The organism is Hydrogenophaga palleronii, from assembly GCF_031457455.1.
GTDB lineage: Bacteria > Pseudomonadota > Gammaproteobacteria > Burkholderiales > Burkholderiaceae_C > Hydrogenophaga > Hydrogenophaga palleronii_A.
Genome location: NZ_JAVDWU010000003.1, coordinates 133,250 through 158,690 on the forward strand (window position 1 = coordinate 133,250; position 25,441 = coordinate 158,690).

26 protein-coding genes and 1 pseudogene are annotated in these 25,441 nt (G+C 64.1%); 15 read left to right on the forward strand and 12 right to left on the reverse strand.

The window, feature by feature from the left end:
* Positions 1 to 1,237 precede the first annotated feature (1,237 nt).
* Both J2W49_RS08195 and J2W49_RS08200 read right to left on the reverse strand, forming a co-directional pair.
* Complete coding sequence (locus tag J2W49_RS08195; protein ID WP_310314162.1) at positions 1,238 to 1,522, reverse strand: hypothetical protein; 285 nt, start codon at positions 1,520 to 1,522, stop codon at positions 1,238 to 1,240.
* A 129-nt stretch (positions 1,523 to 1,651) separates the two neighbouring features.
* A complete protein-coding gene (locus J2W49_RS08200; protein WP_310314165.1) occupies positions 1,652 to 1,828 on the reverse strand; it encodes a hypothetical protein in 177 nt (58 codons plus the stop codon).
* A 77-nt stretch (positions 1,829 to 1,905) separates the two neighbouring features.
* Here J2W49_RS08200 and J2W49_RS25730 point away from each other — a divergent pair.
* Together J2W49_RS25730 and J2W49_RS08205 are read left to right on the forward strand one after the other, a co-directional pair.
* Positions 1,906 to 2,124 (forward strand): annotated as a pseudogene (locus tag J2W49_RS25730) (PKD domain-containing protein); the annotation flags it as partial.
* A gap of 192 nt (positions 2,125 to 2,316) precedes the next feature.
* Positions 2,317 to 3,228 carry a hypothetical protein gene (locus tag J2W49_RS08205; RefSeq protein WP_310314167.1) on the forward strand — a complete coding sequence of 304 codons (912 nt, stop codon included), beginning with the start codon at positions 2,317 to 2,319 and terminating at the stop codon, positions 3,226 to 3,228.
* A 338-nt stretch (positions 3,229 to 3,566) separates the two neighbouring features.
* Here J2W49_RS08205 and J2W49_RS08210 read toward each other — a convergent pair whose 3' ends face one another.
* Complete coding sequence (locus J2W49_RS08210; RefSeq protein WP_310314169.1) at positions 3,567 to 4,478, reverse strand: HTH-type transcriptional regulator ArgP; 912 nt, start codon at positions 4,476 to 4,478, stop codon at positions 3,567 to 3,569.
* 168 nt (positions 4,479 to 4,646) lie between these two features.
* Between J2W49_RS08210 and J2W49_RS08215 the strand changes: the two genes are divergently transcribed.
* The 3 genes from J2W49_RS08215 to J2W49_RS08225 all read left to right on the forward strand — a co-directional run bounded on the left by J2W49_RS08215 (position 4,647) and on the right by J2W49_RS08225 (position 7,889).
* A complete protein-coding gene (locus J2W49_RS08215; protein WP_310314171.1) occupies positions 4,647 to 5,327 on the forward strand; it encodes a LysE/ArgO family amino acid transporter in 681 nt (226 codons plus the stop codon).
* A gap of 64 nt (positions 5,328 to 5,391) precedes the next feature.
* Positions 5,392 to 7,065, forward strand: coding sequence for a flavin monoamine oxidase family protein (locus J2W49_RS08220; protein ID WP_310314174.1), 1,674 nt, complete (start codon positions 5,392 to 5,394; stop codon positions 7,063 to 7,065).
* A gap of 5 nt (positions 7,066 to 7,070) precedes the next feature.
* Positions 7,071 to 7,889: a carbon-nitrogen hydrolase family protein gene (locus J2W49_RS08225; RefSeq protein ID WP_310314177.1), complete on the forward strand. Its 819-nt coding sequence runs from the start codon at positions 7,071 to 7,073 to the stop codon at positions 7,887 to 7,889.
* Positions 7,890 to 7,957: 68 nt separating this feature from the next.
* Here J2W49_RS08225 and J2W49_RS08230 read toward each other — a convergent pair whose 3' ends face one another.
* Positions 7,958 to 8,743: a S1 family peptidase gene (locus J2W49_RS08230; RefSeq protein WP_310314180.1), complete on the reverse strand. Its 786-nt coding sequence runs from the start codon at positions 8,741 to 8,743 to the stop codon at positions 7,958 to 7,960.
* 95 nt (positions 8,744 to 8,838) lie between these two features.
* Positions 8,839 to 9,771, reverse strand: a complete 933-nt coding sequence (locus J2W49_RS08235) for a LysR family transcriptional regulator (protein ID WP_310314182.1) — start codon at positions 9,769 to 9,771, stop codon at positions 8,839 to 8,841.
* Between the two features lie 212 nt (positions 9,772 to 9,983).
* Here J2W49_RS08235 and J2W49_RS08240 point away from each other — a divergent pair, with 212 nt between their 5' ends.
* The gene (locus J2W49_RS08240; RefSeq protein ID WP_310314185.1) at positions 9,984 to 10,682 is read left to right on the forward strand and encodes a haloacid dehalogenase type II; all 699 of its coding nucleotides are present in this window, start codon (positions 9,984 to 9,986) and stop codon (positions 10,680 to 10,682) included.
* A 75-nt stretch (positions 10,683 to 10,757) separates the two neighbouring features.
* A complete protein-coding gene (locus J2W49_RS08245) occupies positions 10,758 to 12,968 on the forward strand; it encodes a malate synthase G (RefSeq protein WP_310314188.1) in 2,211 nt (736 codons plus the stop codon).
* Positions 12,969 to 13,131: 163 nt separating this feature from the next.
* Here J2W49_RS08245 and J2W49_RS08250 read toward each other — a convergent pair whose 3' ends face one another.
* From J2W49_RS08250 to J2W49_RS08270, 5 genes are all read right to left on the reverse strand, one after another.
* A complete protein-coding gene (locus J2W49_RS08250) occupies positions 13,132 to 13,521 on the reverse strand; it encodes a thiol-disulfide oxidoreductase DCC family protein (protein ID WP_310314191.1) in 390 nt (129 codons plus the stop codon).
* Positions 13,518 to 14,033, reverse strand: coding sequence for a DUF4166 domain-containing protein (locus J2W49_RS08255; RefSeq protein ID WP_310315191.1), 516 nt, complete (start codon positions 14,031 to 14,033; stop codon positions 13,518 to 13,520). The genes J2W49_RS08250 and J2W49_RS08255 overlap by 4 nt, the downstream gene beginning before the upstream one ends.
* A gap of 26 nt (positions 14,034 to 14,059) precedes the next feature.
* Positions 14,060 to 15,169: a saccharopine dehydrogenase family protein gene (locus J2W49_RS08260; RefSeq protein WP_310314194.1), complete on the reverse strand. Its 1,110-nt coding sequence runs from the start codon at positions 15,167 to 15,169 to the stop codon at positions 14,060 to 14,062.
* 72 nt (positions 15,170 to 15,241) lie between these two features.
* On the reverse strand, positions 15,242 to 15,643 hold the full coding sequence (locus tag J2W49_RS08265; protein ID WP_310314197.1) for a tautomerase family protein: 402 nt from the start codon (positions 15,641 to 15,643) through the stop codon (positions 15,242 to 15,244).
* A 2-nt stretch (positions 15,644 to 15,645) separates the two neighbouring features.
* On the reverse strand, positions 15,646 to 15,855 hold the full coding sequence (locus J2W49_RS08270; protein WP_310314200.1) for a hypothetical protein: 210 nt from the start codon (positions 15,853 to 15,855) through the stop codon (positions 15,646 to 15,648).
* 129 nt (positions 15,856 to 15,984) lie between these two features.
* On the opposite strand from J2W49_RS08270, the gene J2W49_RS08275 reads away from it, so the two are divergent.
* The gene (locus tag J2W49_RS08275) at positions 15,985 to 16,905 is read left to right on the forward strand and encodes a LysR family transcriptional regulator (protein ID WP_310314204.1); all 921 of its coding nucleotides are present in this window, start codon (positions 15,985 to 15,987) and stop codon (positions 16,903 to 16,905) included.
* Positions 16,902 to 17,219, forward strand: coding sequence for a hypothetical protein (locus J2W49_RS08280; protein ID WP_310314206.1), 318 nt, complete (start codon positions 16,902 to 16,904; stop codon positions 17,217 to 17,219). Before J2W49_RS08275 ends, J2W49_RS08280 begins: the two co-directional genes overlap by 4 nt.
* 33 nt (positions 17,220 to 17,252) lie before the next feature.
* On the opposite strand, the gene J2W49_RS08285 is transcribed toward J2W49_RS08280, so the two are convergent.
* The gene (locus J2W49_RS08285; RefSeq protein ID WP_310314209.1) at positions 17,253 to 17,984 is read right to left on the reverse strand and encodes a M48 family metallopeptidase; all 732 of its coding nucleotides are present in this window, start codon (positions 17,982 to 17,984) and stop codon (positions 17,253 to 17,255) included.
* A 195-nt stretch (positions 17,985 to 18,179) separates the two neighbouring features.
* On the opposite strand from J2W49_RS08285, the gene J2W49_RS08290 reads away from it, so the two are divergent.
* From J2W49_RS08290 to J2W49_RS08315, 6 genes are all read left to right on the forward strand, one after another.
* Entirely contained in the window at positions 18,180 to 18,665 is a 486-nt protein-coding gene (locus J2W49_RS08290) for an Lrp/AsnC family transcriptional regulator (protein WP_310314212.1), read from the forward strand.
* A 383-nt stretch (positions 18,666 to 19,048) separates the two neighbouring features.
* Positions 19,049 to 20,137, forward strand: coding sequence for a TRAP transporter substrate-binding protein (locus J2W49_RS08295; RefSeq protein ID WP_310314214.1), 1,089 nt, complete (start codon positions 19,049 to 19,051; stop codon positions 20,135 to 20,137).
* A gap of 15 nt (positions 20,138 to 20,152) precedes the next feature.
* Positions 20,153 to 20,686, forward strand: coding sequence for a TRAP transporter small permease subunit (locus tag J2W49_RS08300; protein WP_310314217.1), 534 nt, complete (start codon positions 20,153 to 20,155; stop codon positions 20,684 to 20,686).
* Position 20,687: 1 nt separating this feature from the next.
* Positions 20,688 to 22,004 (forward strand): TRAP transporter large permease, encoded by a 1,317-nt coding sequence (locus J2W49_RS08305; protein WP_310315194.1) that lies wholly within the window; start codon positions 20,688 to 20,690, stop codon positions 22,002 to 22,004.
* Positions 22,005 to 22,041: 37 nt separating this feature from the next.
* Positions 22,042 to 22,875, forward strand: coding sequence for a sulfite exporter TauE/SafE family protein (locus tag J2W49_RS08310; protein WP_310314220.1), 834 nt, complete (start codon positions 22,042 to 22,044; stop codon positions 22,873 to 22,875).
* Between the two features lie 183 nt (positions 22,876 to 23,058).
* Positions 23,059 to 24,645 carry a gamma-glutamyltransferase family protein gene (locus tag J2W49_RS08315; RefSeq protein ID WP_310314223.1) on the forward strand — a complete coding sequence of 529 codons (1,587 nt, stop codon included), beginning with the start codon at positions 23,059 to 23,061 and terminating at the stop codon, positions 24,643 to 24,645.
* Positions 24,646 to 24,661: 16 nt separating this feature from the next.
* Here the strand turns inward: J2W49_RS08315 and J2W49_RS08320 are convergent, their stop codons facing one another.
* Positions 24,662 to 25,402 carry an SGNH/GDSL hydrolase family protein gene (locus J2W49_RS08320; protein WP_310314225.1) on the reverse strand — a complete coding sequence of 247 codons (741 nt, stop codon included), beginning with the start codon at positions 25,400 to 25,402 and terminating at the stop codon, positions 24,662 to 24,664.
* Between the last annotated feature and the right edge of the window lie 39 nt (positions 25,403 to 25,441).

Sequence of the window (25,441 nt, forward strand, 5' to 3'; positions counted from 1 at the left end):
AAGGATCCAGCAGTGATCCGGAGGGAAAGGGGACAAGCGCGGGACTTGCCAGCCCGACGGGTCCGTAAAAGAAAGTAGCTCAGTCACATTCGTTGCAACTCGGTTTGAATACCTTCTGTATTGCGGAGCATCCGAAGTCATGCATTTGAGATGGTCCAGGAACGAAAACAACACTTTGGGTTGCAGTTCCATTGGCTATCAAATCGGCGGTTTAACTGGGCGTGCAACCCATTTTTTTACGTCCTCTTACAGGCCTCCCCGCTCAAGCCTCCGGATAATCCGTTCAGCGGCGAGGGGGCCAACCACTGACTGGGCCTGAATACATTGGCGTTGTGGATTTTCTGAAAGCTGTTCCAAACATCAATCAGACATTCACGAGGATGTGTGAAGGACTGAGGGTTTGCCCACCAGCCCTGCAATGACTGCGGCGAGGTCCGTGAAGTGAGTGTTGTACAGGTACGGCGCTTGCATCACGGATACCTGGTTCAGCTGGATCTGATCGAGCTGTCCCGTCTCCTGAGTCACATATCCCATGAACTGGTTTCAAAGTTCTCGCGAGGGTGCTGTACCTCGCGGAGGGTAGGTTTGTCTTGGACGTTGACGGGTGCAACACCTGTCCGAGATGTGCAGCGCAGGAATTGTTTGACCATTACCGATTGCACCGTATTTGAATTTCGTTAAAGCGACATTGACCCCATGATTTACCTCAAAAACTCCGAACTCAAATCGTTGCACTCCAGCGGGATCGTACTGGCAACCCTGGTGTTGGCCTCTGCTGCTTCGTTTGATGCGCACGCACAGCAAACCATCGGTGGAATCACCTTCAGCTCCACAGCCTGTGCCACTGAAAATCGAACCTGCAGCTTCACTGGGACGCGCACAGTAGCCTATGGCGCTGCCAGCAGATTCAATGTCCGTACATTGGCGGGACCTGTGAATTGCAACAACAGCACCTTTGGCGAACCCATCTATGGGATCGTCAAGGCATGCTATCTGGCGACAGCTCCTGCTCCTGCTCCTGCTCCTGCTCCTGCTCCAGCTCCTGCTCCTGCTCCAGCTCCTGCTCCTGCTCCTGCTCCTGCTCCAGCTCCAGCTCCAGCTCCAGCTCCAGGCACCCAAATCATCAATGGTCAGACATTCGGCAGCTTGGCATGCGCCACCGAAAGCCAGATGTGCAACTTCTCAGGGCAACGGACTGTCGCGTATGGCGCTGCTGGGAGGTTCAGCTTGAGGACACTCAGCGGCCCCGCAAGTTGCTCCAACGGGGTTTTTGGTGATCCAATCCCCGGCACGGCGAAGTCTTGCTACCTGAGCACGACCACAACAGCACCAGCACCAGCACCAGCACCAGCACCAGCACCAGCACCAGCACCAGCACCAGCACCAGCACCAGCACCAGCACCAGCACCAGCACCAGCACCAGCTCCTGCACCTGCACCTGCACCTGCACCTGCACCTGCACCTGCACCTGCACCTGCTCCTGCTCCTGCTCCTGCACCTGCACCTGCTCCTGCACCTGCACCTGGAACCCAGATCATCGATGGCCGTTCATTTGTCAGCTCGGCATGTGCCAACGAAGGTCAGAGCTGCAATTTCGCTGGTCAACAGGAGGTGGCGTACGGTGCTGCGGGGCGCTACAGCATCAGGGCACTCAGTGGCCCTGCAAGCTGTTCAAACGGTGTGTTTGGCGACCCCATTCCTGGCACGGCGAAGTCTTGCTACCTGAGCACGGCCGCAACTGCTCCAGCTCCAGCTCCAGCTCCAGCTCCAGCTCCAGCTCCAGCTCCAGCTCCAGCTCCAGCTCCAGCTCCAGCTCCTGCACCCGCACCCGCACCTGCTCCAGCTGGCGCTCCTACCGCAGCTCTGCAGGCGACCCGGTTGACTGGCGTTGCACCGCTTGCCGTCATGTTCGATGCCACGGCATCGTCAGTGGGTACAAGTGGCACCCATGCCTTCCATGACCTCTCCTACGAATTCAACTTTGGCAACAACAATGGCCAAACCTGGAGTCACTCAGGCGAGCTGAAGAACACGCAGACGGGAGGTCCGCTCGCAGCCCATGTGTTCGAGCAGGCTGGCACCTATTCGGTCCGCGTCCGGGTGCGGGCACCCAATGGGCAATACACCGATGCCACCGTGTCCGTGACGGTCCAGGACCCTTCCGCCTACTATTCGGGCACACGAACGGTTTGTGTCTCGACTTCAGCCAACTACACAGGCTGCCCCACGGGTGCGACGCGGCAGACCACGTTGCCAGCCAGTCTGGACGGCAAACGGGTCCTCTTGCGCAGGGGTGAGAGCTTCCCCGCGATCACTGTGCGTCACGAAGACGATGTTGTACAAGTCGGCGCCTACGGAACCGGTGCAAAGCCAAGGGTGGCATCGGTACAAATTGGCCCGGGCCGCGCGGCGACTGCAGATTTTCCCGATGACATCACCGTGATGGATCTGGATGTCGCCAACGGCATCGAACAGACGGCGTCGGCGTCCAAGCTGCTCTTCCTGCGCAACGACCTTGACGACGCAGGCAGCAGGGTGAACAACAGCATCGTCATCGGCAGTGCCATGGGTTACTGGGCGACCACTTCCGATCCCTATCGCACCGTTCCCTTGAATGCGTTCTACAACCCGCACGAAATCTTTGTCGTCGAGAACCGTGTGATCGGCAGCACCGAGAATGATGACGTACCGCTGGCCAACCTGCACGGAAGCGGTGCTCGCATGGCCCTGCTGGGCAACGAGTTTGGCCGCTCCAGCCAACACACGGTGCGGCTGTACAACGCCTACAAGACGGTCATCGCTCACAACGTGATCAGGGGTATTTCTTCAGACGGCGTTCGTCATGCGCTCAAAATCCACTCGGGTGGGTTTGGGGAATACAACAACAACTTCTCCATCTCGGGCGGAACCTGGGCAGCCAAACAGATCGTGATCACGAACAACCTGATGGGCGATCCCGCCGACAACAACAACTGGACTGTGGCCATTCGCCCGCAGAACAGCCAGGAAAACAGCGGCGAGGGCATTGAGGACGTCATCGTTGAGAACAACCGCCTTGCCCGCGGCCCTCGGACCAACGTAGACATCCTGGTTGTCGGTCGCCGTGTCACTACCCGTGGCAACGCCCGGACCGTTGATGGCCAAAACCTGAGCGTCAGCACGGAACAGTCCGCCAGCTACCCGCTGTTGCCACAGTCTTGGAGAGGCCCGTACTTCATCAGGGACTGACGCGGAATGGGAGGGGAGTTTTCGCTACCTGAATTGCCGCAGTGACTCCCCCTCTTGGTTGCGCAAGGACTTTCCAGGAGCCTGCGCGGCAGAAGGCATCGAACGAAACGCACGCAAATCGGGGATTGTGTGGTGCGACCCAAAGTCCAGAAAATCATCTCTGGACTCAGCAGGTGGTACCAGTGGTCACAGGTTTGGCGTGCGCTTCAGTTGATGCTCTCTCTGCCGCGCAGGCTCCTCGTTTTGCGCGGTAGGTTCGCCTGCTGAAGAGCCTCCCCCTCTGAACACCGGAGGCAGGGCGCAACGAATGGCCGGACTCCTGTGTTTCGCAATCACCCTCAACTCAAAGCCAGCAGACTGCCTCGTGCGGCCGCCTTCACAGCGGCCGTGAGCCGCTGGGCTGAGGGCGGTTCGTGTGCCCAGTGTTGCCAATACAGCACCACGTCCACCGTGGCGCCAGGGAGCAGTTCTTCCAGGCCCGGCTTGTTCAGCAGGTGCTGCTCGGGCACCATGCCCCAGCCCAGCCCCAGTTCGATGGCAGTCTCAAAGGCCTCTACGGCGGGAGCGAAATGCCGGGGGTAGTTGGGCTGGTGCAAGCCGAAGTGCTGCTTCAGGAAATCGTCCTGCAGCGCATCTTTCCGGTTGAAGATGACGGCGGGTTGTGAGAGCAGTTTGTGCGGCGACACCGCGCCACTGGGTGTTCGACAGCGCTGCACCAGCTCGGGCGCGGCCACACAGCGGTAGCGCATCACGCCCAGAGGTTCGGCCACGCAACCGCGCATGGCGACAGCCAGCGTGGTCACACAACCCATCACGTCGCCGCTCTTGAGGGCGTCGTGGGTGTGGTCCTGATCGTCAATGACGATTTCCAGCAGCAAACGGTGGCGGTGCAGCATGGCCGCCACGCCGGGCAGGAACCAGCTCGCCACCGAATCGGCATTGATGGCGACCGACAGGCTCTGCCAGCGCGGCCCGCGACCGCCCGAAGCCGCTGCCCCGCCCTGCAGGTCGGCCAGCAGATCCGACTCCATCAGGCGCACTTGCTTCACATGGCCCAGCAACGCCTGACCGGCGGGCGTGGCCCGGACCTGTTTGCCACGCACCAGAAGACGCTGGCCCAGTGTGTCTTCCAGTGACTTGATGCGCAAGGACACCGCAGCGAGTGTGAGCGACAAGGCCTTGGCGGCAGGACCGAAGCCACCGTGTTCGACCACGGCGGCCAAGGCTTCCAGTTGACGGGCGTCGAGCATGAGAGAGCAGGCACTTCAAAGAAATGACATTGAGAAATGGCATTGATTTCAATATAACTTGAGTGAAGCTACTTTTAATTGATTTTGTTTAATTATTTGACGGTGACGCGCACACTCTCATCCATCGGCGCCCGGACTCCTACCGGGCGCTGCACCGTGAGAAACACCATGTCTGCCCTCGCCCTCCCTGCCCTGAACTTGCCTGCCCTGTTTTCACCCGCTTTCACCGCCGGCATGGTGCTCAGCATTTCACTGATCATGGCCATCGGACCCCAGAACGCGCACGTGCTGCGCATGGGTCTGCAACGCCAGCATCTGTGGCTCACGGTCGCGGTGTGTGTCGTGGCCGACATCGTTCTCATCGGTTTGGGGGTGCTGGGCCTGGCCCAGCTTGGCGGCCTGTCGGACAAGTTGCATGGCGCGCTGGTGGGTGCCGGCATGTTGTTCCTCGCGGTGTACGGCTGGCAGGCTTTCCAGCGATTCCTGCACCCCAGGACGCTGGCCATCGTGGCCGACGAAGACAAATCAGCGACCGACAAACCCGACGCCGCAGCGGTGACGCGCCGCCAGGCCTTGTTGTCGGCACTCGCTTTTTCCTGGCTGAATCCTCACGCCTGGCTCGACACCGCCGTGTTGATAGGCACCGCCTCGCTTGCCTATGGGCAGGGCAGCACGGTGTTCGGCCTGGGGGCCGCCGCCGGCTCGGTGGTGTGGTTCCTGGCGCTCGGCGCGGCCGCCTTCTGGCTGGGCCGCAGACTGAATTCACTGCGCGTGTGGCGTGCGCTGGACGGCATGGTCGCGCTCATGATGTGGGGCACCGCCATTGCGCTGCTGGTGAGCCTGTTCTGATCACACCCCCATTGCACAACCGGCAGAAACAGAGAAGACTGACGTCTGCCCTCCGCCCAAACCCATGACAACCTTGCGCACCCCCGACGCACCCGTCACTGTCTTCGGACCGGACTTCCCTTTCGCTTTCGACGACTGGATTGCCCACCCCAAGGGCCTGGGTGAGTTGCCCGCCGAGGTGCTGGGCAGCGAAGTGGCGATCGTTGGTGCCGGCATGGCCGGTCTGGTCGCCGCTTACGAACTCATGAAGCTGGGGCTGCGCCCGGTGATTTACGAAGCCTCCAAAATGGGCGGGCGTCTGAGATCACAGGTCTTCGAAGGCGGACGCGGCGTGGTGGCCGAGCTGGGCGGCATGCGGTTTCCGGCGTCGGGCACGGCGTTCTTCCACTACGTGAACCGGCTGGGCCTGCAGACCCGGCCCTTTCCCAACCCGCTGACGCCGGCTGCGGGCTGCACCGTGATCGACCTGGAAGGCCAGACCCACTGGGCGCGGCACCTGGACGAGCTGCCGCCGCTGTTTCGCGAAGTGGCCGACGCCTGGGCGCAGGCGCTGGAGCAGGGTGCGGGCTTCAGCGGTTTGCAGCAGGCCTTGCGCGAGCGTGACGTGCCGCGCCTCAAAGCCTTGTGGGACCGGCTGGTGCCGCTGTGGGACGACCGCACTTTTTACGACTTTGTGGCGCAGTCCGACGCCTTCGCGGCGCTCTCGTTCCGGCACCGTGAGGTGTTTGGCCAGGTCGGTTTCGGCACCGGGGGCTGGGACTCGGACTTTCCCAACTCCATGCTGGAGATCCTGCGTGTGGTGCTGACCGCCTGCGACGACGACCAGCATCTGATCGTGGGCGGTGTGCAGCAGGTGCCCCTGGGTCTCTGGCAACACGCGCCCGAAGCACGCGAACTGCGGCATTGGCCCGCCGGCACCACCCTGGCCTGGCTGAACGCAGGTGCCCCCCGCGCCGGCGTGAAGGCAATCGCCCGGGCCCCCGACGGCCGACTGGCGGTCACCGACACCTGGGGCAACACCCGCGCCTATGCCGCCGTGCTCACCACCTGCCAGAGCTGGCTGCTGACCACGCAGATCGCGGTGGAAGAATCGCTGTTCTCGCAAAAGCACTGGATGGCGCTGGACCGCACGCGCTACATGCAATCGAGCAAGACCTTCGTGATGGTGGACCGCCCGTTCTGGAACGACCTGAAGGCCAACGGCTGGCCGCAGATGGGCATGACGCTGACCGACCGCCTCACGCGCGGCACCTACCTGTTCGACAACGGCCCCGACCAGCCCGGCGTGATCTGCCTGAGCTACGCCTGGATGGGCGACGCGCTGAAGATGCTGCCCTACGACACCGAAAAGCGGGTGCAGCTCGCACTGGCTTCGTTGCGCAAGATCTACCCGGACGTGGACATTGCGAGACACATCATTGGCGACCCGATCAGCATCTCGTGGGAAGCCGACCCGCATTTTCTGGGGGCCTTCAAAGGTGCGCTTCCCGGCCACTACCGTTACAACCACCGCATGTACAGTCATTTCATGCAAGACGGCTTTCCCACCGTCGAGCGGGGCATTTTCATTGCCGGCGACGATGTGTCGTTCACACCAGCCTGGGTCGAAGGTGCGGTGCAGACCTCGCTGAATGCGGTCTGGGGCATCGTGCACCATCTGGGCGGTCGCAGCCACGCCGACAACCCGGGCCCGGGCGATGTGTTCGCAGAAATCGGCCCCGTGGCCCTGCCGGACTGACGAGCATGGACGCGCCCGCCGACACCCTTGCCTTGGCGCTTTGGCAATGCGCCTATGCCGAAAACACCTCGGACGCCCTGCTTCGGCTGGATTCGACAGCAGCGCAGGCACGAGCCCATGGCGCGGAGCTGCTGATCTGCCCCGAGATGTCGCTCACGGGCTATGCCATTGGCGCTGAGCGTGTCGCCCACCTGGCCGAATCCCCTGACGCCCCGCTGGCTCAGGCGGTGGGCATGATCGCTCAGCGCCACGGCCTGGCGATCGTGTATGGCTACCCCGAAAGCAACGGCACCCACCCACCTTTCAATGCCGTGCAGATGATGGGCCCGGATGCCCGCCCCCTGGCGCATTATCGCAAGACGCACCTGTTCGGTGACACCGACCGCGCCCAGTTCACCCAAGGCGACCGGCCACCAGCCGTGTTCACCTGGCGCGGTTGGCGCCTGGGCCTGCTGATCTGCTACGACGTGGAATTTCCCGAAACCATGCGCCTGCTGGCCCTGCAAGGCGCCGACGCTGCGCTCGTGCCCACCGCCAACATGCTCGCCTTTGATGAAGTGCCGCAACTGCTGGTGCCTGCCAGGGCATGTGAAAACCAAATGTATGTGGCCTATGCCAACGCCTGTGGAGAAGAACCGGGGTTGAGCTACGGTGGACTGAGCACGCTGGCATCCCCCCGGGGTACCGTGATGGCACGGGCCGGGCGTGAAGCCGATTTGCTGTACGGCGAGTTGCGTCGCTCGGTCAGGGGCGAAGCGAGTGCGGCATCTCAACTACGAAACCGCCGCATTGACTTGTACGGAGGCTTGCTGATTCAGCCGTGACCGCCTCGGACCGCCGGTCCAAGGTGCCGTTGTCTGGTGAGTGACGCGAAGCGGCGCGGGGGAGGCCTCTAGATCACCACGGCGTCTGGGGCGTGGGTGCGAATGAAGTCCAGCACTTTGGGTGTCTGGATGTTGGTGAACAGCGACACATCGCCCACGCCGCAGTCGCCGCTGGTGCCCGAAGACGTGATGCCCACCACACCATGCGTACCTCCCACTGCACGGTACATGGGGCCGCCAGAGTCACCAGGGCAGGTGTTGGCGCCTTTGCCGTCGTAGGTGTAGCCCAGGTGCAGCGCATTGACGATGCTCACCTTCGCGAAGCCTGCGGCCAGCTCGTTGTCCGGCCCGCCCCAACCCGCGATGAACACGCTCTGGCCCGCGGAAGAGGGGTTGCTCACCAGCAAGGGCATGGGCGGCGCAGGCAACGGGCTGCTCAGGGTGATGACGGCCGCGTCGTTCAGGAAGCCGGCTGACGTGCGCTGGTATTCCGGGTGCACCGCCCAGCTCTTTGCGCGCAGCGCGCGGGCCGTGCCGTCGGCCTGCCAGACCGGCGTGGTGACACGCGTCACCTCAGACGGCAGGCAGTGCGCGGCGGTAAGGATGCGGGTGGGGCTGATCAGGGTGCCCGAACAGTACAGGCCGGAGCCGTCGCTGCGGGTGGCGATGAACACCACCACCGGCGTCTGGCCCGGCAAGGCGCATTCCGTTCCGCCCCGGATCTTGGGTACCACACCGATGCTGGCGCACTGCGCCGCCGGCGTGGGGTCGGCCACCGCGTCCCCCCCTCCACCGCCGCAGCCAGCGAGCGCCAGAGCCGCAAGCGCAAAAGAACCGTTTGCAAACCAACCCATGACACTCCCTTTCGTGGATGTATTGAATGTTCTGAGGGTGGCACATGCCACCAGCAGCGGATGTTAGTCGAAAGCCCGATCACCCAGCCCAGCGCTTACCCGACAGGCCCCGACCAGAAATCGGCCTGTCCATAGTGGTGCTTGAGAAAGTCGATCCACAGTCGCACACGCAGCGCCAGGTGCTTGCGCTGCGGGAAAAGGGCGTAGATGCCGTTGGGCGGCGCAGCGAAAGCGTCCAGCACGCTGACCAGGCGCCCGGCTGCAAGGTCGGCCTCGACCTCCCACATGCTTCGCCACGCAATGCCATGGCCTGCCAGACACCATTCGTGCAGCACCTGTCCGTCCGAACAGTCCAGCGGGCCACCAGGGCGCAAGTGCACCAGTTCACGCTCATCGCTGTCTTCGATCGGCACGGAAAAGGCCCAGCCACGGGTCTGCGAGGCGTCGCTGGACAGCGTCAGGCAGTCGTATCGCGTCAGGTCGGCCGGCGTTTGGGGCGATCCATGGTGTCGCAAATAAGAAGGGGCGGCCACGCACAGGCGGCGGTTGTCGGCCAGGCGCACGCTCACCAGCGAAGAATCTGGCAGGTCGCCCACCCGCACCGCACAGTCGTATGCCTCGCCAGCCACATCGACCACACGGTCACTCAGGTTGAGCGAGATCGTGACCTCCGGGTGCAGTTCGCGAAACCGCGGCACCAGGGGCGCGACGTGGCGGCGGCCAAAGCCGGCCGGTGCGGTGAGCCGCAAATGCCCGCTGGCCTTGACGCCCCCGGCGCTGACGCTGGCTTCGGCGTTGGCCAGGTCCACCAGCAGGCGCTGGCAGTCCTCAAGGAAAGCACTGCCTTCGTGGGTGAGCGTGATGCGTCGCGTGGTGCGCACCATGAGCTTCACGCCGAGGCGAGCCTCCAGGGCGTCCAAGCGCCGACCAATGATCGCGGGGGCCACGCCCTCGGCACGCGCTGCGGCTGTGAGGCTGCCTCGCGAAGCCACCGAGGCGAAGGTTTCAAGCTGCTTGAGTTTGTCCACTGGCGCAGATTACCTCATGAAAAATGACAAATCAATCCAATAACTCCATTCATTTTTGTGTTTTTGGTGGCTATTCTTGAGGACGCGCATGGTAAGCCTGATCCTGGTCGCGCCACACATGATTGCCTCGAACCCATTACCCATCAAAAAGTCACAGATCCATCGCTTTTACCGCCATAAATCGAATTGCAAGTTCGGAATACAGTACATGCATGAGCCCACCCCGCGCTGTCTTGTTTGACGCCTATGGCACCTTGTTCGATGTGTACAGCGTCGGACTGCTCGCCGAGCAGCTGTTTCCCCAGCACGGCGCACGGCTGGCGCTGGTGTGGCGCGACAAGCAGATTGAATACACCCGGCTCGTGACCACCAGCAACCACGGCGCGCACTACCAGCCGTTCTGGTCCATCACGCGGCAAGCGCTCACTTTCGCCATCAAGCTGGTGGCCCCCGCTGCCCGGCAGGACTGGGCGCCGTTCGAGCCGCTGGCGGTGCAGCTGATGAACCAGTACCGCCACCTCTCCGCCTTCCCCGAGAACCACGAGGTGCTCAAGGCCTTGCGCGCACGGGGCGTGGTCACCGGCATTCTGAGCAACGGCGAGCCCGAGATGCTGGGCATTGCGGTGCGCAGCGCCGGGCTCGAAGGCCTGCTGGACCACGTGATCAGTGTGGACCCGATCCGCAAATACAAAACCCACCCCGACGCCTACGCGCTGGGCGAAGCCGCCACCGGCCTGCCGCGCTCGCAGATTGCGTTCGTCAGCAGCAACGCCTGGGACGCCCTGGCCGCGACCTGGTTCGGCTACCGCACCCTCTGGGTCAACCGCCAGAACCTGCCGTTTGAAGAACTGGGCACTCAACCCACCCGCACCGGCAGCAATCTGCGTGAAGTGCAGGGCTTCTTTGATTGAGCCTTACCTTTTCAACGTTTTCCTCTCCTCTCCGTTCGGGCTGAGCTTGTCGAAGCCCTCACCAGAAAGCCATCCATGACTCAACGCACCACGATCCACGGCCTGCAAGTGGCCTCCGAGCTCTACACCTTCATCAACGACAGCGTGCTGCCCGGCACCGGCGTTTCGGTCGATGCGTTCTGGAAGGGCTTCGACAGCATCGTGGCCGACCTGGCCCCCAAGAACGCCGCCCTGCTGGGCGAGCGCGACCGCCTGCAGGCCGAGCTGGACACCTGGCACAGCGCCAACCCCGGCCCCATCCGCGACATGGTGGCCTACCGCAAATTCCTGGAAACCATCGGCTACCTGGTGCCCGAGCCCAAGAAGGTCAAGGCCACCACGAAGAACGTGGACGACGAACTCGCCACCCAGGCCGGCCCGCAGCTGGTGGTGCCGATCCTGAACGCGCGTTACGCGCTCAACGCCGCCAACGCGCGCTGGGGCAGCCTGTACGACGCGCTCTATGGCACCGACGTGATCAGCGAAGACAAGGGCTGCGGCAAGGTGGCCAAGGGCAAGAAGGGTGGCTACAACCCCAAGCGCGGCGCCAAGGTCATCGAGTACGCGCGCCACGTGCTGGACCGCTGCGCGCCGCTGAAGAAGGGCTCGCACGTGGGCTCCACCAGCTACAAGGTCAACAAGGACGGTGAACTGGTGGTGGGCCTGGCCGAGGGCGGGACCAGCAAACTGGTCGACAAGACCCAGTTCATCGGCTTCCAGGGCGATGCCAAAAAACCCAGCGCCATCCTGCTCAAGCACAACGGTCTGCACCTGGACATCCAGATCAATCGCAGCACCCCCATCGGCGCCAGCGACGCAGCCGGTGTGAGCGACCTGGTGGTGGAAGCCGCCCTGTCCACCATCCTGGACCTGGAAGACTCCGTGGCCGCCGTGGACGCCGAAGACAAGGTGCTGGCCTACCGCAACTGGCTGGGCATTCTGCAGGGCACGCTGGTCGAGTCGTTCGAGAAGGGCGGCCAGACGATGACGCGAGGTTTGAACGCCGACCGCGTGTACACCTCAACCACCGGCAAGACCGTGCGCCTGCACGGCCGCTCGCTCATGTTCCTGCGCAACGTGGGCCACCTGATGACCAACCCGGCCATCCTCTGGGGCACGGAAGGCAAGGAGATTCCCGAAGGCATCATGGACGCGATGGTCACCACGGCGATTGCCATGCACGACCTCAAGCGCACGAAGAAAGACGCCATCCGCAACTCGCGCAAGGGCTCGGTCTACATCGTCAAGCCCAAGATGCACGGCCCGCGTGAAGTGGCGTTTGCCGCCGAACTGTTCGGCCGGGTGGAGAAGGTGCTGGGCCTGCCCGAGAGCACCGTCAAGCTCGGCATCATGGACGAAGAGCGGCGCACCTCGGTCAACCTCAAGGCCTGCATTGAAGCCGCCGCCAGCCGCGTGGCCTTCATCAACACCGGGTTCCTGGACCGCACCGGCGACGAGATGCACACCGCCATGCTGGCAGGCCCCATGGTGCGCAAGGGCGACATGAAGGCCAGCGCCTGGATCCAGGCCTACGAGAAGAACAACGTGATCGTGGGCCTGAACTGTGGCCTGCGTGGCAAAGCACAGATCGGCAAGGGCATGTGGGCAATGCCCGACCTGATGAAGGCCATGCTGGAACAGAAGATCGCTCACCCCAAGGCCGGCGCCAACACCGCCTGGGTGCCCAGCCCCACCGGCGCCACGCTGCACGCCCTGCACTACCACCAGGTGCTGGTGAGCGACGTGCAGAAGGAGCTGGAAAAGATCGACGCCACCGCCGAGCGCGACAACCTGCTCACCGGCCTGCTCACCGTGCCCGTGAGCAGCAACCCGAACTGGAGCGACGCCGAGAAGCAGCAGGAACTCGACAACAACGTGCAGGGTATCCTGGGCTACGTGGTGCGCTGGGTTGACCAGGGCGTGGGCTGCTCCAAGGTGCCCGACATTCACAACGTGGGCCTGATGGAAGACCGCGCCACGCTGCGCATCAGCAGCCAGCACATCGCCAACTGGCTGCACCACGGCATCGTGAGCGAAGCGCAGGTGAAGGCCAGCTTCGAACGCATGGCTGCCGTGGTGGACGGGCAGAACGCTGGCGACCCGTTCTACAAGAAGATGGCCGGCAACTTCGCCACCAGCAAGGCCTACCAGGCTGCGCTGGACCTGGTGTTCCAGGGCAAGGCGCAGCCGAGTGGTTATACCGAGCCGCTGCTGCATGCGTGGCGGCTCAAAGTGAAGGCTGCCTGACCGCCGCCCGCTCCCCCTGGGAGTGTGCTGGGGTGGGGAGACTGTGCAAGCCATGGACTGGAAAAGGAGCGGCGCCATCCGGCGCCGTTTTCTTTTTGGTTCCCGTATGAATGCGCACATGAACAACGCGCTTCCGAGTGCCACCCATTTCGGATAGATCGGATCAGTCCAGAAATCTGGTGGCGAAATCTGCGGGCGGCAGGATGCAAGTTTCCGAACGGCCAAAGATCCAGTAGCGGTTTCTGGCGATGAACCGGTATGCCGCGTCTCTCAGCACGGAAGGTATGAGCCATGCCACCCATGCCAGACGCCAAGGCCAGCCCAGTTGGTGCAGCACCTGAAAAATGGCGGCAGAGTATTGCCACCTGCGGTTCCCCTGAATCACCAGCAAGGTGTCGAGGCCTTCGGTTTTCAACCCGACCTCATCGAGCAGACGCATGCCGTTTACACCTTGAATGGAAGCGAACCTGATGTCACCCCGCCGGTCGTTCCGCAACAGAAACTGGACCCAGCCGTTGCAGAGCAGGCACTCAGCATCGAACACGACGATCATGGCCGGACCTCCGGCTCGAGCACCAGGTGCCCCTGATAGCTGGCCACGATGCCAATCAGGGGCACCGTCGCCGATACCCTGAAGTGGATCTGGTTGTGATCGCCATGTTCCTGCGCAACAATGGTTGGCAGCAACCAGCGGGGACACGGCACCCCCAGAAAGTGCAGGCGCTCAAGTTCCATCTCCAACCCGGCATCGGTGGCGCGCAACCTGAAGCGCAACCTGGACGCACCCAGCTGCTCCTCCACCCGTTCACCCGACCTGACCAGCCGGGACTTCATGGTTTTGGCGGGGAAGTGACGAACCCAGATCTCGGCTTCGGGTTGGGCATCCAGTTCAAACCGAATGCGTCCACGCTCGTCCTCTTGGGGCGAACCCAGACAGTACGCCAGCAATCGTGCCAGCGGGCTTGAAGGTGCACGGGTCTCCACCCAGCCTTCCAGCGACCGCTGGCCAGAGAGCCTGTGAAACCGCTGCACGGCAGCGGGCAGGCGCGCAAAACTCGTACCCATCACCTGTTCATACAAGGAGAGCTGGCTCACTCGTTGGGTCCCGTCATCTGAATTTGCAGTCCGTCGCATTCGCGAATGAAGTCTTCCAATGACAGTATGCCCACGCAGGGCCTGGCACCCGCCAGCGAGCCGTCGGCATTCTTGAGCTTTCGCACCAGGGCGGCGGCGGCGAGGGTCGGCACATACGGCCCGTCGCCGTGTGTGGCTACCAGATGCCATGTCCGGTGGCTCAAGTCTCCGGCAGTGGTGGTGCCCTTGACCGTGACGTGCATGGCGCCCGCGTCGCTGCCCAATGTCTGGAAGACATCGGCAGCGCGCTTGAGCAGCGGTGCGTGGACCGACCAGTCCGGCACCAGACCCCAGCGGGCCAGCCGGGCCATGGCATTCATGCCGCGATGCAGCGTGCGCAGTTCCAGACCGGCACCAAACCTCACCCGAGGTTTGCCCGGGTACCGATGGGGCAACAGCGCAAGGTCCGGCACATCGCACGGCGAAAGCAGGCGCTCACCGACCGGCGCAGGGTACGCGTGGCGGTAGCTGCCGACCCAGCCGAAGGTGTCATCTGGGCCGGGCAGCGGCTTTCCGCAATAGCTCAGGATGGCCTGCACGGTGGACAGACCACGTTCGGTGCGGTTGCCCGGGCTGATGCCGATGTCAATGGTCTGGATTTCCTTGAGGCCTTGAGCCAGGTGGTCGACCGCCGCACTGGAGAGCGCGGGCACCGAACTGGCCCCGCTGATGACGCACAGACCGGCGGCCTGGGCGGCGCTATGCAGCACGACGATTTCTTCCACAAACCGGCGCCCGTCAGCAAGGTCCACATAGTGCGATCCGCAGGCCAGGCAGGCCTCTGCCACGCGGTAGTCCTGGGCCTGGAACGGCCCCGAGGTGTGGATGGTGAGCGCCGGGGCAAGGGCGGCCAGATCGCGTTTGAATGTGGGCGACAAAATATCGAGTGTCGTGGCACTCAGCATGGACGTACCCGACGCGCGAAGTCTCTCTACCAGTGCATGCGCTTTCTCGGCAGACCTTCCGCCTACCACGATGTGCAGCCCGCTCTGCCTGACCAGCCGTTCCAACAGGCGGCTACCGAAGAATCCATACCCGCCTATGACCAGCACCCGGAAAGCTTGCATGCCACGAGTCTATCCATCGGCGCTGAGGTCTTTCGCAAGGCAGCGCGAGGTGCAGAGAGCGCTCAGGGCCGGTCAGGCTGTTGCACGTGCCAACTGCCGTGCACGCTGCGTCTGCCCACCATAGCCCCAGTCGGTGGCCGGCAGTTCGCGCACCGTGACATAGCTCGCCACCTCAAAGCCACCGTCCGGTGCCAGTTGGCGTTGCAGTTCGCGGAACGCGGCTTCGATGAATTGCGCCTTTTCCGCATCGGTGTTGGTGCCGGCGGTGATGGCGATTTCCAGTTGGGCGGTGGCGCCCTGCACCGGCCTGCCGCCCACGCACCAGCGCGCGCGGGGCAGGTCGTCGATAAAAACCGCCGTCACTTCAGGGCGCTTGCCCAGGATGTCGGCGGTGAGGGTGGTGAGCGCGGCGGCCAGGGCGTGGTAGCGCTCGGGGTTTTGCAACGGCGCGACTTTGAGGTTGAGCGTGGGCATGGTCAGGCCGCCTCGATGACACGTGTGCGGGCGGCAGGATGGCGCACGCCTGCCACCGTCTGCAGCAACCGGTGCGGCCAATCAACAAGCAGGGCATGAAAAAAGGTTTGCACGGCTTGGCGGTGCTCGCTCTCGGCCTGTTGCCTGATGTCGTCCTGCAGCCTGGCGTAGGCCTGGGGCGAAAGGGTTCGGTGAAGGTGTTCGGTGTGCATGGTCAGCTCCTTTGAGAGGGTGACTGGACTTTAGGCAAGACCCCTCCAGGCGGAAACGGTACCGGGCTCAAAACGGTTTTGCAGTGCGTGCAAGGCACGGGCCCGCCGCACTGGCCTACCATCGCCGCCATGGACAACCTCGCCTTCGACGACCTGAAGCTCTTCGCGCGTGTGGCCGCGCTGGGCAGCCTCTCGGCCTTGGCGCGCGAGCGCGATGTGCCGGTCAGCCAGGTTTCGCGTGCCCTGGCCCGCATTGAAAAGACCTGCGGTGCGCGCCTGGTGCACCGCTCCACCCATGGGCTCTCGCTCAGCGCCGAGGGCGAGACATTTCTGGTCTATTGCCACCGCATCACCGGTGCAATCGACGAGCTGCAGGGCGAATTCGCGCACCAGGCGGGCGAAGCCAGTGGCATGGTGCGGGTCGCGGCCAGCTCCCTGATCGCGCAATACCTGCTGCTGCCCAGCCTGGGCGCACTCAACCTGCGCCACCCGAATCTGCGCGTGGACATCCAGGTGAGCGACCAGCTCGCGGACATGGCGCGTGAAGGGATCGACATCGCCATCCGCACCGGCACCGCCCTGCCCGAAACCCAGGTGGCCCGCGCCCTCGGCCACCTGGACCGCGCGCTCTATGCCGCCCCGGCCTACGCCAGCCGGCTGGGGTTGCCGCAGCATCCGGATGAACTGAGACAACACCGGCTCATCATCAACACCGCCGCACCCCACCTCAACCAGTGGCCATTTGTGGTGGGTGGTCAGACGGTGCAGCTGCCGGCCGAAGGCTACTGGCGCATCAACGACACCGGCCAGGCCGCCAACATGGTGCTGCAGGGTCTGGGCATCGGGCGGCTGTCCACGCTGGCGGCGGAACCACTGGTGCGGCAAGGGTTGCTGCTGCCCGTGCTGCCCGCCTATGTGGAGCACAAGCCGGTGCCGCTCTACGCCATCACCGCCAGCGCACGCCAGCGCCTGCCCAAGATCCGGGCCTGCATCGAGTTCTGGGTCGAGTGGATCGCCCAGCAACAGAATCCCACTGTCACAGCCCCTTGACGGCCCCCTTCGCCATGCCCCTGCACTACCTGATCTTTGAAGCCTGCGATGACGGCGAAGGCTCCGGCACCTGGGACGCCATGGCCGGCGTGCGGGCCGAGCATGTGCCTGCCGTGATGAAGGAGGTGGAGGCCGTGATGGCCTGGGCCGATTCACACAGCCCCGGCCCGCGTGGCCCGCTGGACGAAGGCGGCGCCTGGGACGCCGACCAGCAGGTACAGACCGATGGCGAATGGACCACGGTGACGCTGACGATCACCGGGCCGTGGGTGTGGGGGGAGGAGCTGGTGCGCAGTCTGTGTGGCCCAGACTGACGGCTGCGGCCTGAAAGGCCGGGCCGGGTGTGCTCAGCGGCTTTGTGAGCGCGCCGCACGCGGTGGTTTGGTGCCAGCGTTGGCCGCCGCCTGCGCCCGCTGCAGCCGTTCGCGCACGTCCGGGTGGGTCGATCCCATCAGCAGGTTGAGCGAGGGGGTACCGTTGCCGTGCAGCTTCGCCAGCACGCTCACCATGGCATGGGGGTTTCGGCCGACGCGGCGCAGCAGTTCGATGCCACGCAGGTCGGCGTGATGTTCCTGGTCGTGCAACTCGCGACGTGCTTCACGTGCAATGTGGGAATAGGGGTTGAACATTTCCAGCGCCATGCGGTCGCGGGCCTCTTCGAAGCTGAGGTCGGGTTGTTGCAGGCGGTTGAGGTTGGCACAGGCTTCGATCAGCGAATCACGTTTTTCAATGTGGGCGAGTTCGTGGGCGATGACGGCGGCCAGTTCGTCGTCCGACAGGTTTTCCTTTTCGCTCCACAGCGCGCTGGTGAGGATCACCAGGCCGTGGTCGGCCGCATAGGCGTTGAGTTCGGCGTCATCGAAGGCCAGCAGGTGAATGGCGGGGCCATCGCGAAGGCGGGGAGAGGCGGCCACCAGGCTGTCCAGCATGCGGTGCAGCCGCTGTGGCAGGGCGATCACCTGGAAGCTGTCCATCATGTCGATCACCTGGGCTTCGTCCAGCACGCGCAACTCGTGGGCACGCTTCGGGTCGTTCAGGCAGGCGTCGCGCGCCAAAACCTGGCCGGGCCAGAGCAACATGGTGCAGAGGCTCAGCAGCAACGCCATAAAACGAGGCATACCGTTCATACTGTTTATACCGTTTACGCTTGCCGTTGTACCCCTTTCCCCGCCGGCCGACCACCCCTGGCGTGCGCCCGGATCAGCCGGGCCGACAGACGGCAGGGGCGCCGATCCGCAACAATGCGGTCAACGCCCCACTGCCCGGACAGCCCCATGCCCAAGAACCCTGCCCCTGAAACGCCCGATGTGGCCTTGAGCAAACTCGACAGCGCCCTGCTCAACATCCTGGTCAAGGATGGCCGCGCGTCGTTTGCCGACATCGCGCGCCAGCTGGGCATTTCGCGTGCCCACGCACGGGCACGCGTGCAGGCCCTGCAGAGCAATGGCGTGATCGAGTTGTTTGGCGCGGTGATCAACCCGGAAAAGCTGGGCAAGGTGATCTCCACCTTTGTGGACATCAAGGTGGCACCGGCTGCGATGGAGCAGATCTCGCAGGAGCTGGCGGACTGCAAGGAGGTGGTGAGCCTCTACATCATGAGCGACCTGCAAAGCCTGCATGTGCACGCGCTCACCGACAGCTACGAGACCTTTGATGCCTTCGTGCGGCGCCACATCTTCAACCGCCCGGAAATCCTTTCAGTCGATTGCAAGACGCTGATGACGCGGGTGAAGAACCGGCGCGGCGGCGCCCGGCTCTGACAAAAAACAACAGTTGACGCCCCGCACCCCCGTCGTGGTGCGCCCGCACGGTCGGCGTGCATGGTGTGCATTTGTTTTCTGCAGGGGTTGCCACTCCCCGTCTGGATGACCAAGATTTGCCAATTGGCAGTTCCGGCTGACGAATGTTCATGAAATGGCTGATTTCTTGCCATTTGGTCGAACGAGCATGCTGGGAAATTTCAATGAATGCACCTTGCCGGACATCTCCCGATTCGGCTACATTGCATTTTTATTCAATAAAATCAATTACTTGAATCACACGTCCAGCGTGGCACAGCGATTGCTATGAAGGGTCAGCGCCGCTTTACAAACGGCATCCACGGGCTCTGCCCGCCCTCCAACCGCCACAGGAGTCCACGCTCATGACACCGATTCGCCGCCAGTTCCTTGCCACCGCCGCCCTCTCAGGCGCCGCGCTGGCCGCGCCCAGCATCGCCAGCGCACAAACGACCAAGTTCAACTGGAAGATGACCAGCGCCTACGGCAAAGGCTCGCCTTTCTACATGGACGGCCCCGGCAGCGCGACCGACCTGGCCAAACGCATCCGCGAGATGTCGGACGGCCGGCTGAACATCCAGGTGTTCGGCGCCGGTGAATTGATTCCCGCCTTTGAAGGTTTTGACGCCGTTCGCGCCGGCACGGTGGAAATGAACCACGCCAACAGCTATTTCTGGACCGGCAAGACCTTCGCCGCCCAGTACTTCACCGCCGTGCCCTTCGGCATGAACTTCCAGGGCATGAACGGCTGGCTGTACGACGGCGGCGGCATCGACCTGTGGAACGAGGTCTATGCGCCCTTCGGCATGGTGGCCATGCCCTGCGGCAATACCGGCGTGCAGATGACGGGCTGGTTCAAGAAAGAACTCAAGACCGTGGCCGACTTGAAGGGCCTGAAGATGCGCATTCCCGGCCTGGCCGGCAAGGTCTACGCCAACCTGGGTGTGGACGTGAAGGTGCTGCCCGGTGGCGAAATCTTCCCCGCGCTGGAGCGCGGCGTGATCGACGCGGCCGAGTTCGTGGGCCCGTTCCAGGACCGCCGCCTGGGCCTGCAGAAAGCCGCCAAGTTCTACTACACCACCGGCTGGCACGAGTCGGCCACGGTGTCTGAGCTGCTGATCAACAAGGCCGCCTGGGACAAGCTACCCAAGGACCTGCAGGCCATCGTGAGCAACGCGTCGGCCGCCTGCAATGTGATCAGCGAAGCCTGGTGCCAGAAGGCCAACTCGGAAGCCATGGAAGACCTGGTCAAGAACCAGGGCGTGATCGCCCGCCCGCTGCCAGACGACATCATCAAGGCCCTGCGCGCCGAGACCGACAAGGCCCTGGCCGAAGCGGTGGCCAAGGACCCGATGACGAAGAAGGTGCACGACTCCTACATGGCCTTCATGGCCAAGTACAACCGTTGGACCGACGTGAGCGAAGGCGCTTTCCACGCCAGCGTGCGCGGCTGAGGCGGAGGCAGGTTCATGCTCAAGTCCCTGCGGCCCCTGGCCACTGGCATCGAAGGTTTCATCGACCGGCTGGGCTCGCTCACGGCGTGGATCGCGCTGGTGATGATCGGCCTGGTGGCCACCAACGTGATCCTGCGCTACACGCTGAGCCTGGGCTCGGTGTGGGCACAGGAACTGGAGTGGCACCTGCTGGCCGCGCTGATCCTGCTGGGCATGAGCCACGCACTGCAGCGTGGCGACAACGTGCGCGTGGACCTGTTCTATGCGCGCTACTCGCCACGCCTCAAGCGGGTGGTGGACGTGATCTCGGCGCTGCTGCTCATTGCGGTGGCGCTGGCGTTCATCCAGCTCTCGCTGGGGTATGTGGAACAGTCGCGCTCCATCATGGAAGGCTCACCGGACCCCGGTGGCATTCCCTACCGCTGGGCAGTGAAGGCCCTGATTCCATTGGGCTACGGATTGCTGGTGCTGCAACAGCTGGCGCATCTGCTGCGTCTGCTGACAGACCCGGTGGTGCCGGTCGAGCCGAAGGAGGCCGCCCGTGTTTGAAATGCAGACCTACGCCCTGATGATGCTGGGCGGTTTTTTCCTGATGCTGATGATCGGCATTCCGGTGGCGGTGAGCATCGCCACCGTGGGCTTTGTCTTCGGCTGGCTGGGCTTTGGTGACGTGCTGTTCAACCTGCTGCCAGCGCGCTTGTACGGCATCGTGAGCGGCTACCAGTGGATGGCGATTCCGCTGTTCGTGTTCATGGGCGTGATGCTGGAGAAATCGCGGCTGGCGGATGACCTGCTCGACGTGATGGGCCACATCGCCGGCGGCGTGAAGGGCGGCATGGCGGTGGGCATCGTGCTGTTCGGCGTGCTCATGGGCGCGACCACCGGCATCGTGGGCGCCACCATCATCACGCTGGGTCTGCTCACCCTGCCCACCCTGATCCGGCGCGGCTACGACAAAAGCGTGGCCTGCGGCGTGATCTGCGCCTCCGGCACACTGGGCCAGATCATCCCGCCCAGCCTGATCCTCATCTTGCTGTCGGACATCATGCAACTCTCGGTGGGCACCTTGTTCGCGGCGGCCGTGGGCCCGGGCATGCTGCTGGCGGCGGTGTACATCGTCTACCTGCTGGTGATGGGCTGGCTGCGCCCGGCCAGCATGCCGCCCATTCCCCTGGCCGAGCGCGACGCCGTTTCACGCCGTGAACTCTGGGCGCGCTTCTTCAAGGTACTGGTGCCGCCGGTGATGCTGGTGGTGGCGGTGCTGGGCTCCATCGTGGGTGGCATTGCAGCACCCACCGAAGCGGCCAGCATGGGCGCGGTGGGCGCGGTGCTGATCACGGTGTTTTCAGGCCGCTTCAGCTGGGCCACGCTCAAGGCCACCGCGCTGGACACCAGCAAGATCACCGCCATCATGATGTTCATCCTCATGCTGGCCCAGGTGTTCGCACTGTCGTTCCGCGGCTTGCAGGGCGAGGCGCTCATCGAAGGCCTGTTCGAGGCCCTGCCGGGCGGCGCCAATCTGGCCGTGTGGTTCATGATGCTGATCATCTTCGTGCTCGGCTTCTTCATCGAGTGGATCGAGATCAGCTACATCGCCGTGCCGCTGTTCCTGCCCATCCTCATCAACCTGGGCGTGGACCCGGTCTGGCTGGCCATGCTGGTCACGCTGAACCTGCAGTCGAGCTTTCTCACCCCACCGTTTGGCTGGGCGCTGTTCTACCTCAAGGGCGTGGCGCCACCCGAGGTGAACATCAAGGACATCTACCTGGGTGTGCTGCCGTTCATTGGCCTGCAGTTCACCGCGCTGGTGCTGCTGTTCTTCTACCCCCAGATCGCCCTGTGGCTGCCCAAGGCCATCGGCTGGTGATTCCACAACCACCTCTCAACAACAACGACGGAGACCCATGGCTTTCTTTGACCAATACAGTGCGGCCTGGCTGATCGGACTGGTGCTGGCCCTGCTTGCCACCGGCCTGGTGGCCGGCACGCTCGCCGGACTGCTGGGCGTGGGTGGGGGCATCGTCATCGTTCCGGTGCTCTATCACCTGTTCACGCTGCTGGGCATCGACGAATCCGTGCGCATGCACGTGGCGGTGGGCACCTCGCTGGCCACCATCATTCCCACCTCCATCATGTCCAGCCGCGCCCACCGCAAGAAAGGCAGCCTGGACATGGCGCTGATCAAGCGGCTGATGCCATCGGTGATCGTGGGCGTGATCGCTGGGTCGATCGCCAGCCGTTACCTCAGTGGTGCGGTGCTCACCGCCGTGTTTGCCACGGTGGGCCTGGTGGTGGCGCTGAACATGGCGTTCAAGAAAGACGGCTTTGCCGTGGGCAACGGCCTGCCCGGCACGGCTGGCACCGCGCTGCTGGGCGCCGGTATCGGCGGCATTTCCACGCTCATGGGCATTGGCGGCGGCACGCTCAGTGTGCCCATCCTCAATGCGCTGCGCGTGCCCATGCACACCGCCGTGGGCACCGGCGCCATGCTGGGCATGGTGATCAGCTTTCCCGGCGCGCTGGCTTTTCTGTACAACGGACTGGGCGTGCCGCTGCGCCCGCCGCTGAGCGTTGGCTATGTGAACCTGCTGGGCATGGCGCTGATCGTGCCGGCCACCATGCTCACCACGGGTTTTGGCGCGAAGCTGGCGCACAGCATCGATGCACGGCGGCTGCGGCAAGTGTTTGCGGCGTTTCTCGCTCTTACTTCGTTGCGAATGTTTTACGGGATGCTGTGACTCCCCCCTGCGCTGCTGACGCAGCTTCCCCCCTCTGTTGCGCGCCTGCGGCGCTTCGAGGGGGGACGCACCCTGTGGCCCGGCGAAGCCGGTTCCACGGGTGCCCTGGAGGGAGGCATTTCGCGCCGGAATGATGTTTGAACGCCTATTGCTTTTCCTGTCAGTCAAGAAAGAGAGACTCCGATGATCCACACCCTCAAATCCCTCGGCGGCATGGCCGTGGCGCCGCATCATCTGGCCGCGCAGGGGGCACGCGATGTGTTGCGCGACGGCGGCAATGCGGTCGAGGCCATGGTGGCGGCGGCTTCCACCATTGCGGTGGTGTACCCGCACATGAATGCCATTGGCGGTGATGGCTTCTGGTTGATCCATGAGCCGGGCAAGGTGCCAGTGGCCATTGACGCCTGTGGCCCGGCTGCGGCGTTGGCCACACCGGCTTTCTATGCCGGGCAGAAAGCCATCCCGGCGCGCGGTCCCCAGGCCGCGCTGACCGTGGCCGGCACCATTGGTGGCTGGCAGAAGGCGCTGGAAGTTTCCAGCCGCTGGGGCGGTTCGATGCCGCTGTCGCGGCTGCTGCAAAACGCCATCGACCACGCCCACAACGGCGTGGTGGTGACCGCCAGCCAGTCCCAGCTGACGCGCGAAAAGCTGCCCGGCCTGAAAGACGCACCCGGTTTTGCCGAAACTTTTTTAACCAAGGGCGATGCGCCCGAACCGGGCGCAGTATTGAAGTACCCCGCTCTGGGCCACACGCTCAGGCAACTCACCGAACGCGGGCTGGACGATTTCTACCGCGGCGAACTGGCCCAGCGCATGGGCGCCGAGCTGGAGCGCGTGGGCAGCCCGCTGCGCACCAGCGACCTTACTGCCTACCGGGCCCAGTTTGTCGACCCGCTGGCGGTGCGGCTGAACGACAGCACGGTCTACAACCTTCCGCCGCCCACGCAGGGTTTGTCGGCGCTCATGATCCTGGGGCTGTTCGAGCGACTGGGCGTGACCGAGGGCGAGGGCTTTGCCCATTTGCACGGTCTGGTGGAGTCGACCAAACGGGCCTTCCGCGTGCGCGAGCGCGTGGTGACCGACCCCGGTCGCCTGCCGGCCAACCCGGCGGACTTCCTCACCCCTGAAAAACTCGACGCACTCGCCGCCGACATCGACATGCAGCGCGCCCTGCCCTGGCCCGACCTGGCCAAGCCCGGCGACACCATCTGGATGGGTTGCGTGGACGCGCAGGGCCGGGCGGTCAGCTTCATCCAGAGCGTGTACTGGGAATTCGGATCGGGCGTGGTGCTGGGTGACACCGGCGTGTGCTGGCAGAACCGGGGCACCAGCTTCTCGCTGGACCCGAAAGCCCTCAACACCCTGGAGCCCGGGCGCAAGCCGTTTCACACACTCAACCCCTCGATGGCCTTGTTCGACGACGGCCGCGTGATGCCCTTCGGCACCATGGGTGGCGAAGGCCAGCCGCAGACGCAGGCTGCGGTGTTCACCCGCTACGCGCGCTTCGGCCAGGGCCTGCAGCAGGCCGTCACCGCCCCGCGCTGGCTGCTGGGTCGAACCTGGGGCAGCGAAACCACGTCACTCAAGCTGGAGTGCCGCTTCGATGCCGTCGTCGTTGAGCAGTTGAAGGCCGCTGGTCACGATGTGGAGGTACTGAATGAAGCCTTCAGCGACACCATGGGTCATGCGGGGGCTCTGGTGCGCCATCCCAATGGCGTGATCGAAGGCGCGGCCGATCCACGCAGCGATGGGGCGGTGGCGGCGGTGTGAAATGGCCCGGGTCGGCTCAGCGGGCCGGCGCCAGCACCTCGTCCAGCCCGGCCTGCGCCATCAGCTCGTCGAACCACAGGCGGTAGCCGGCGTCGCTGGGGTGCAGGCCGTCCACCGCATGCAGCCCGGGTTGCTGCGCAAACGGATCGTTGGCCGCTTCCTTGAACAGGTTGATGTAGACCGCGCCGTGACGCTGGGCGGATTCGCGTACCAGGGCATGCAAGGTGCGGGCGCGCGAGGTCATGTACCAGGAGGCCGGCGCGATGAAGAACGGGGCATTGCCCACGTTGCCCGCGGGCATCACCAGCACACGTTCGCTGCGCGCGCGGGCGAGTTGCAGGGCGCGGTCTATGTCGGCGCGCATGTCGTCTTCGCTGCGCAGGCGGATCACGTCGTTGCCGCCAGCGTGGATCAGCACCAGGTCGTAGCGCTCATCGCCAGCCAGTTGCTCCACCACACCTTCAAAGGTGGCGCCATCCTTTGCGCGGTTGTCGATGTGGAGCCTGGGGTAGGCGCTGGCGAGCAGGCCGGCCAGGCTGGTCTGGGGCGAGCTGGCCCCGGTGCCCACGCCGGTGCTGTCGCCCACGATGAGCAGCCGCAATGCGGTGTCTGCAGGGCGGTGCTGTAACGGCTCGCTCTGGCGAGCCAGGTCGGCCGCTTGCCCGATGCGCCAGGCGGCGCAGCCGGACACCAGCAGCAGCGCGGCCCCGGCGGCCAAAGCGATCAAGGGAGCGAAGCGGCGGGAGCGGGAAGGCATCAAGGCAGTGTAGGAGCAGCGTTCCCCGTCAACTGCACC

Excerpts from the sequence above, each read along its gene's own strand:
- J2W49_RS08210 (WP_310314169.1), bottom strand. The coding sequence starts at position 4,478 with ATGCTCGACGCCCGTCAACTGGAAGCCTTGGCCGCCGTGGTCGAACAC.
- J2W49_RS08215 (WP_310314171.1), top strand. The coding sequence starts at position 4,647 with ATGTCTGCCCTCGCCCTCCCTGCCCTGAACTTGCCTGCCCTGTTTTCA.
- J2W49_RS08220 (WP_310314174.1), top strand. The coding sequence starts at position 5,392 with ATGACAACCTTGCGCACCCCCGACGCACCCGTCACTGTCTTCGGACCG.
- J2W49_RS08225 (WP_310314177.1), top strand. The coding sequence starts at position 7,071 with ATGGACGCGCCCGCCGACACCCTTGCCTTGGCGCTTTGGCAATGCGCC.
- J2W49_RS08230 (WP_310314180.1), bottom strand. The coding sequence starts at position 8,743 with ATGGGTTGGTTTGCAAACGGTTCTTTTGCGCTTGCGGCTCTGGCGCTC.
- J2W49_RS08240 (WP_310314185.1), top strand. The coding sequence starts at position 9,984 with ATGAGCCCACCCCGCGCTGTCTTGTTTGACGCCTATGGCACCTTGTTC.
- J2W49_RS08245 (WP_310314188.1), top strand. The coding sequence starts at position 10,758 with ATGACTCAACGCACCACGATCCACGGCCTGCAAGTGGCCTCCGAGCTC.
- J2W49_RS08250 (WP_310314191.1), bottom strand. The coding sequence starts at position 13,521 with ATGATCGTCGTGTTCGATGCTGAGTGCCTGCTCTGCAACGGCTGGGTC.
- J2W49_RS08255 (WP_310315191.1), bottom strand. The coding sequence starts at position 14,033 with ATGGGTACGAGTTTTGCGCGCCTGCCCGCTGCCGTGCAGCGGTTTCAC.
- J2W49_RS08260 (WP_310314194.1), bottom strand. The coding sequence starts at position 15,169 with ATGCAAGCTTTCCGGGTGCTGGTCATAGGCGGGTATGGATTCTTCGGT.
- J2W49_RS08265 (WP_310314197.1), bottom strand. The coding sequence starts at position 15,643 with ATGCCCACGCTCAACCTCAAAGTCGCGCCGTTGCAAAACCCCGAGCGC.
- J2W49_RS08270 (WP_310314200.1), bottom strand. The coding sequence starts at position 15,855 with ATGCACACCGAACACCTTCACCGAACCCTTTCGCCCCAGGCCTACGCC.
- J2W49_RS08275 (WP_310314204.1), top strand. The coding sequence starts at position 15,985 with ATGGACAACCTCGCCTTCGACGACCTGAAGCTCTTCGCGCGTGTGGCC.
- J2W49_RS08285 (WP_310314209.1), bottom strand. The coding sequence starts at position 17,984 with ATGTTGCTCTGGCCCGGCCAGGTTTTGGCGCGCGACGCCTGCCTGAAC.
- J2W49_RS08290 (WP_310314212.1), top strand. The coding sequence starts at position 18,180 with ATGCCCAAGAACCCTGCCCCTGAAACGCCCGATGTGGCCTTGAGCAAA.
- J2W49_RS08295 (WP_310314214.1), top strand. The coding sequence starts at position 19,049 with ATGACACCGATTCGCCGCCAGTTCCTTGCCACCGCCGCCCTCTCAGGC.
- J2W49_RS08300 (WP_310314217.1), top strand. The coding sequence starts at position 20,153 with ATGCTCAAGTCCCTGCGGCCCCTGGCCACTGGCATCGAAGGTTTCATC.
- J2W49_RS08305 (WP_310315194.1), top strand. The coding sequence starts at position 20,688 with ATGCAGACCTACGCCCTGATGATGCTGGGCGGTTTTTTCCTGATGCTG.
- J2W49_RS08310 (WP_310314220.1), top strand. The coding sequence starts at position 22,042 with ATGGCTTTCTTTGACCAATACAGTGCGGCCTGGCTGATCGGACTGGTG.
- J2W49_RS08315 (WP_310314223.1), top strand. The coding sequence starts at position 23,059 with ATGATCCACACCCTCAAATCCCTCGGCGGCATGGCCGTGGCGCCGCAT.
- J2W49_RS08320 (WP_310314225.1), bottom strand. The coding sequence starts at position 25,402 with ATGCCTTCCCGCTCCCGCCGCTTCGCTCCCTTGATCGCTTTGGCCGCC.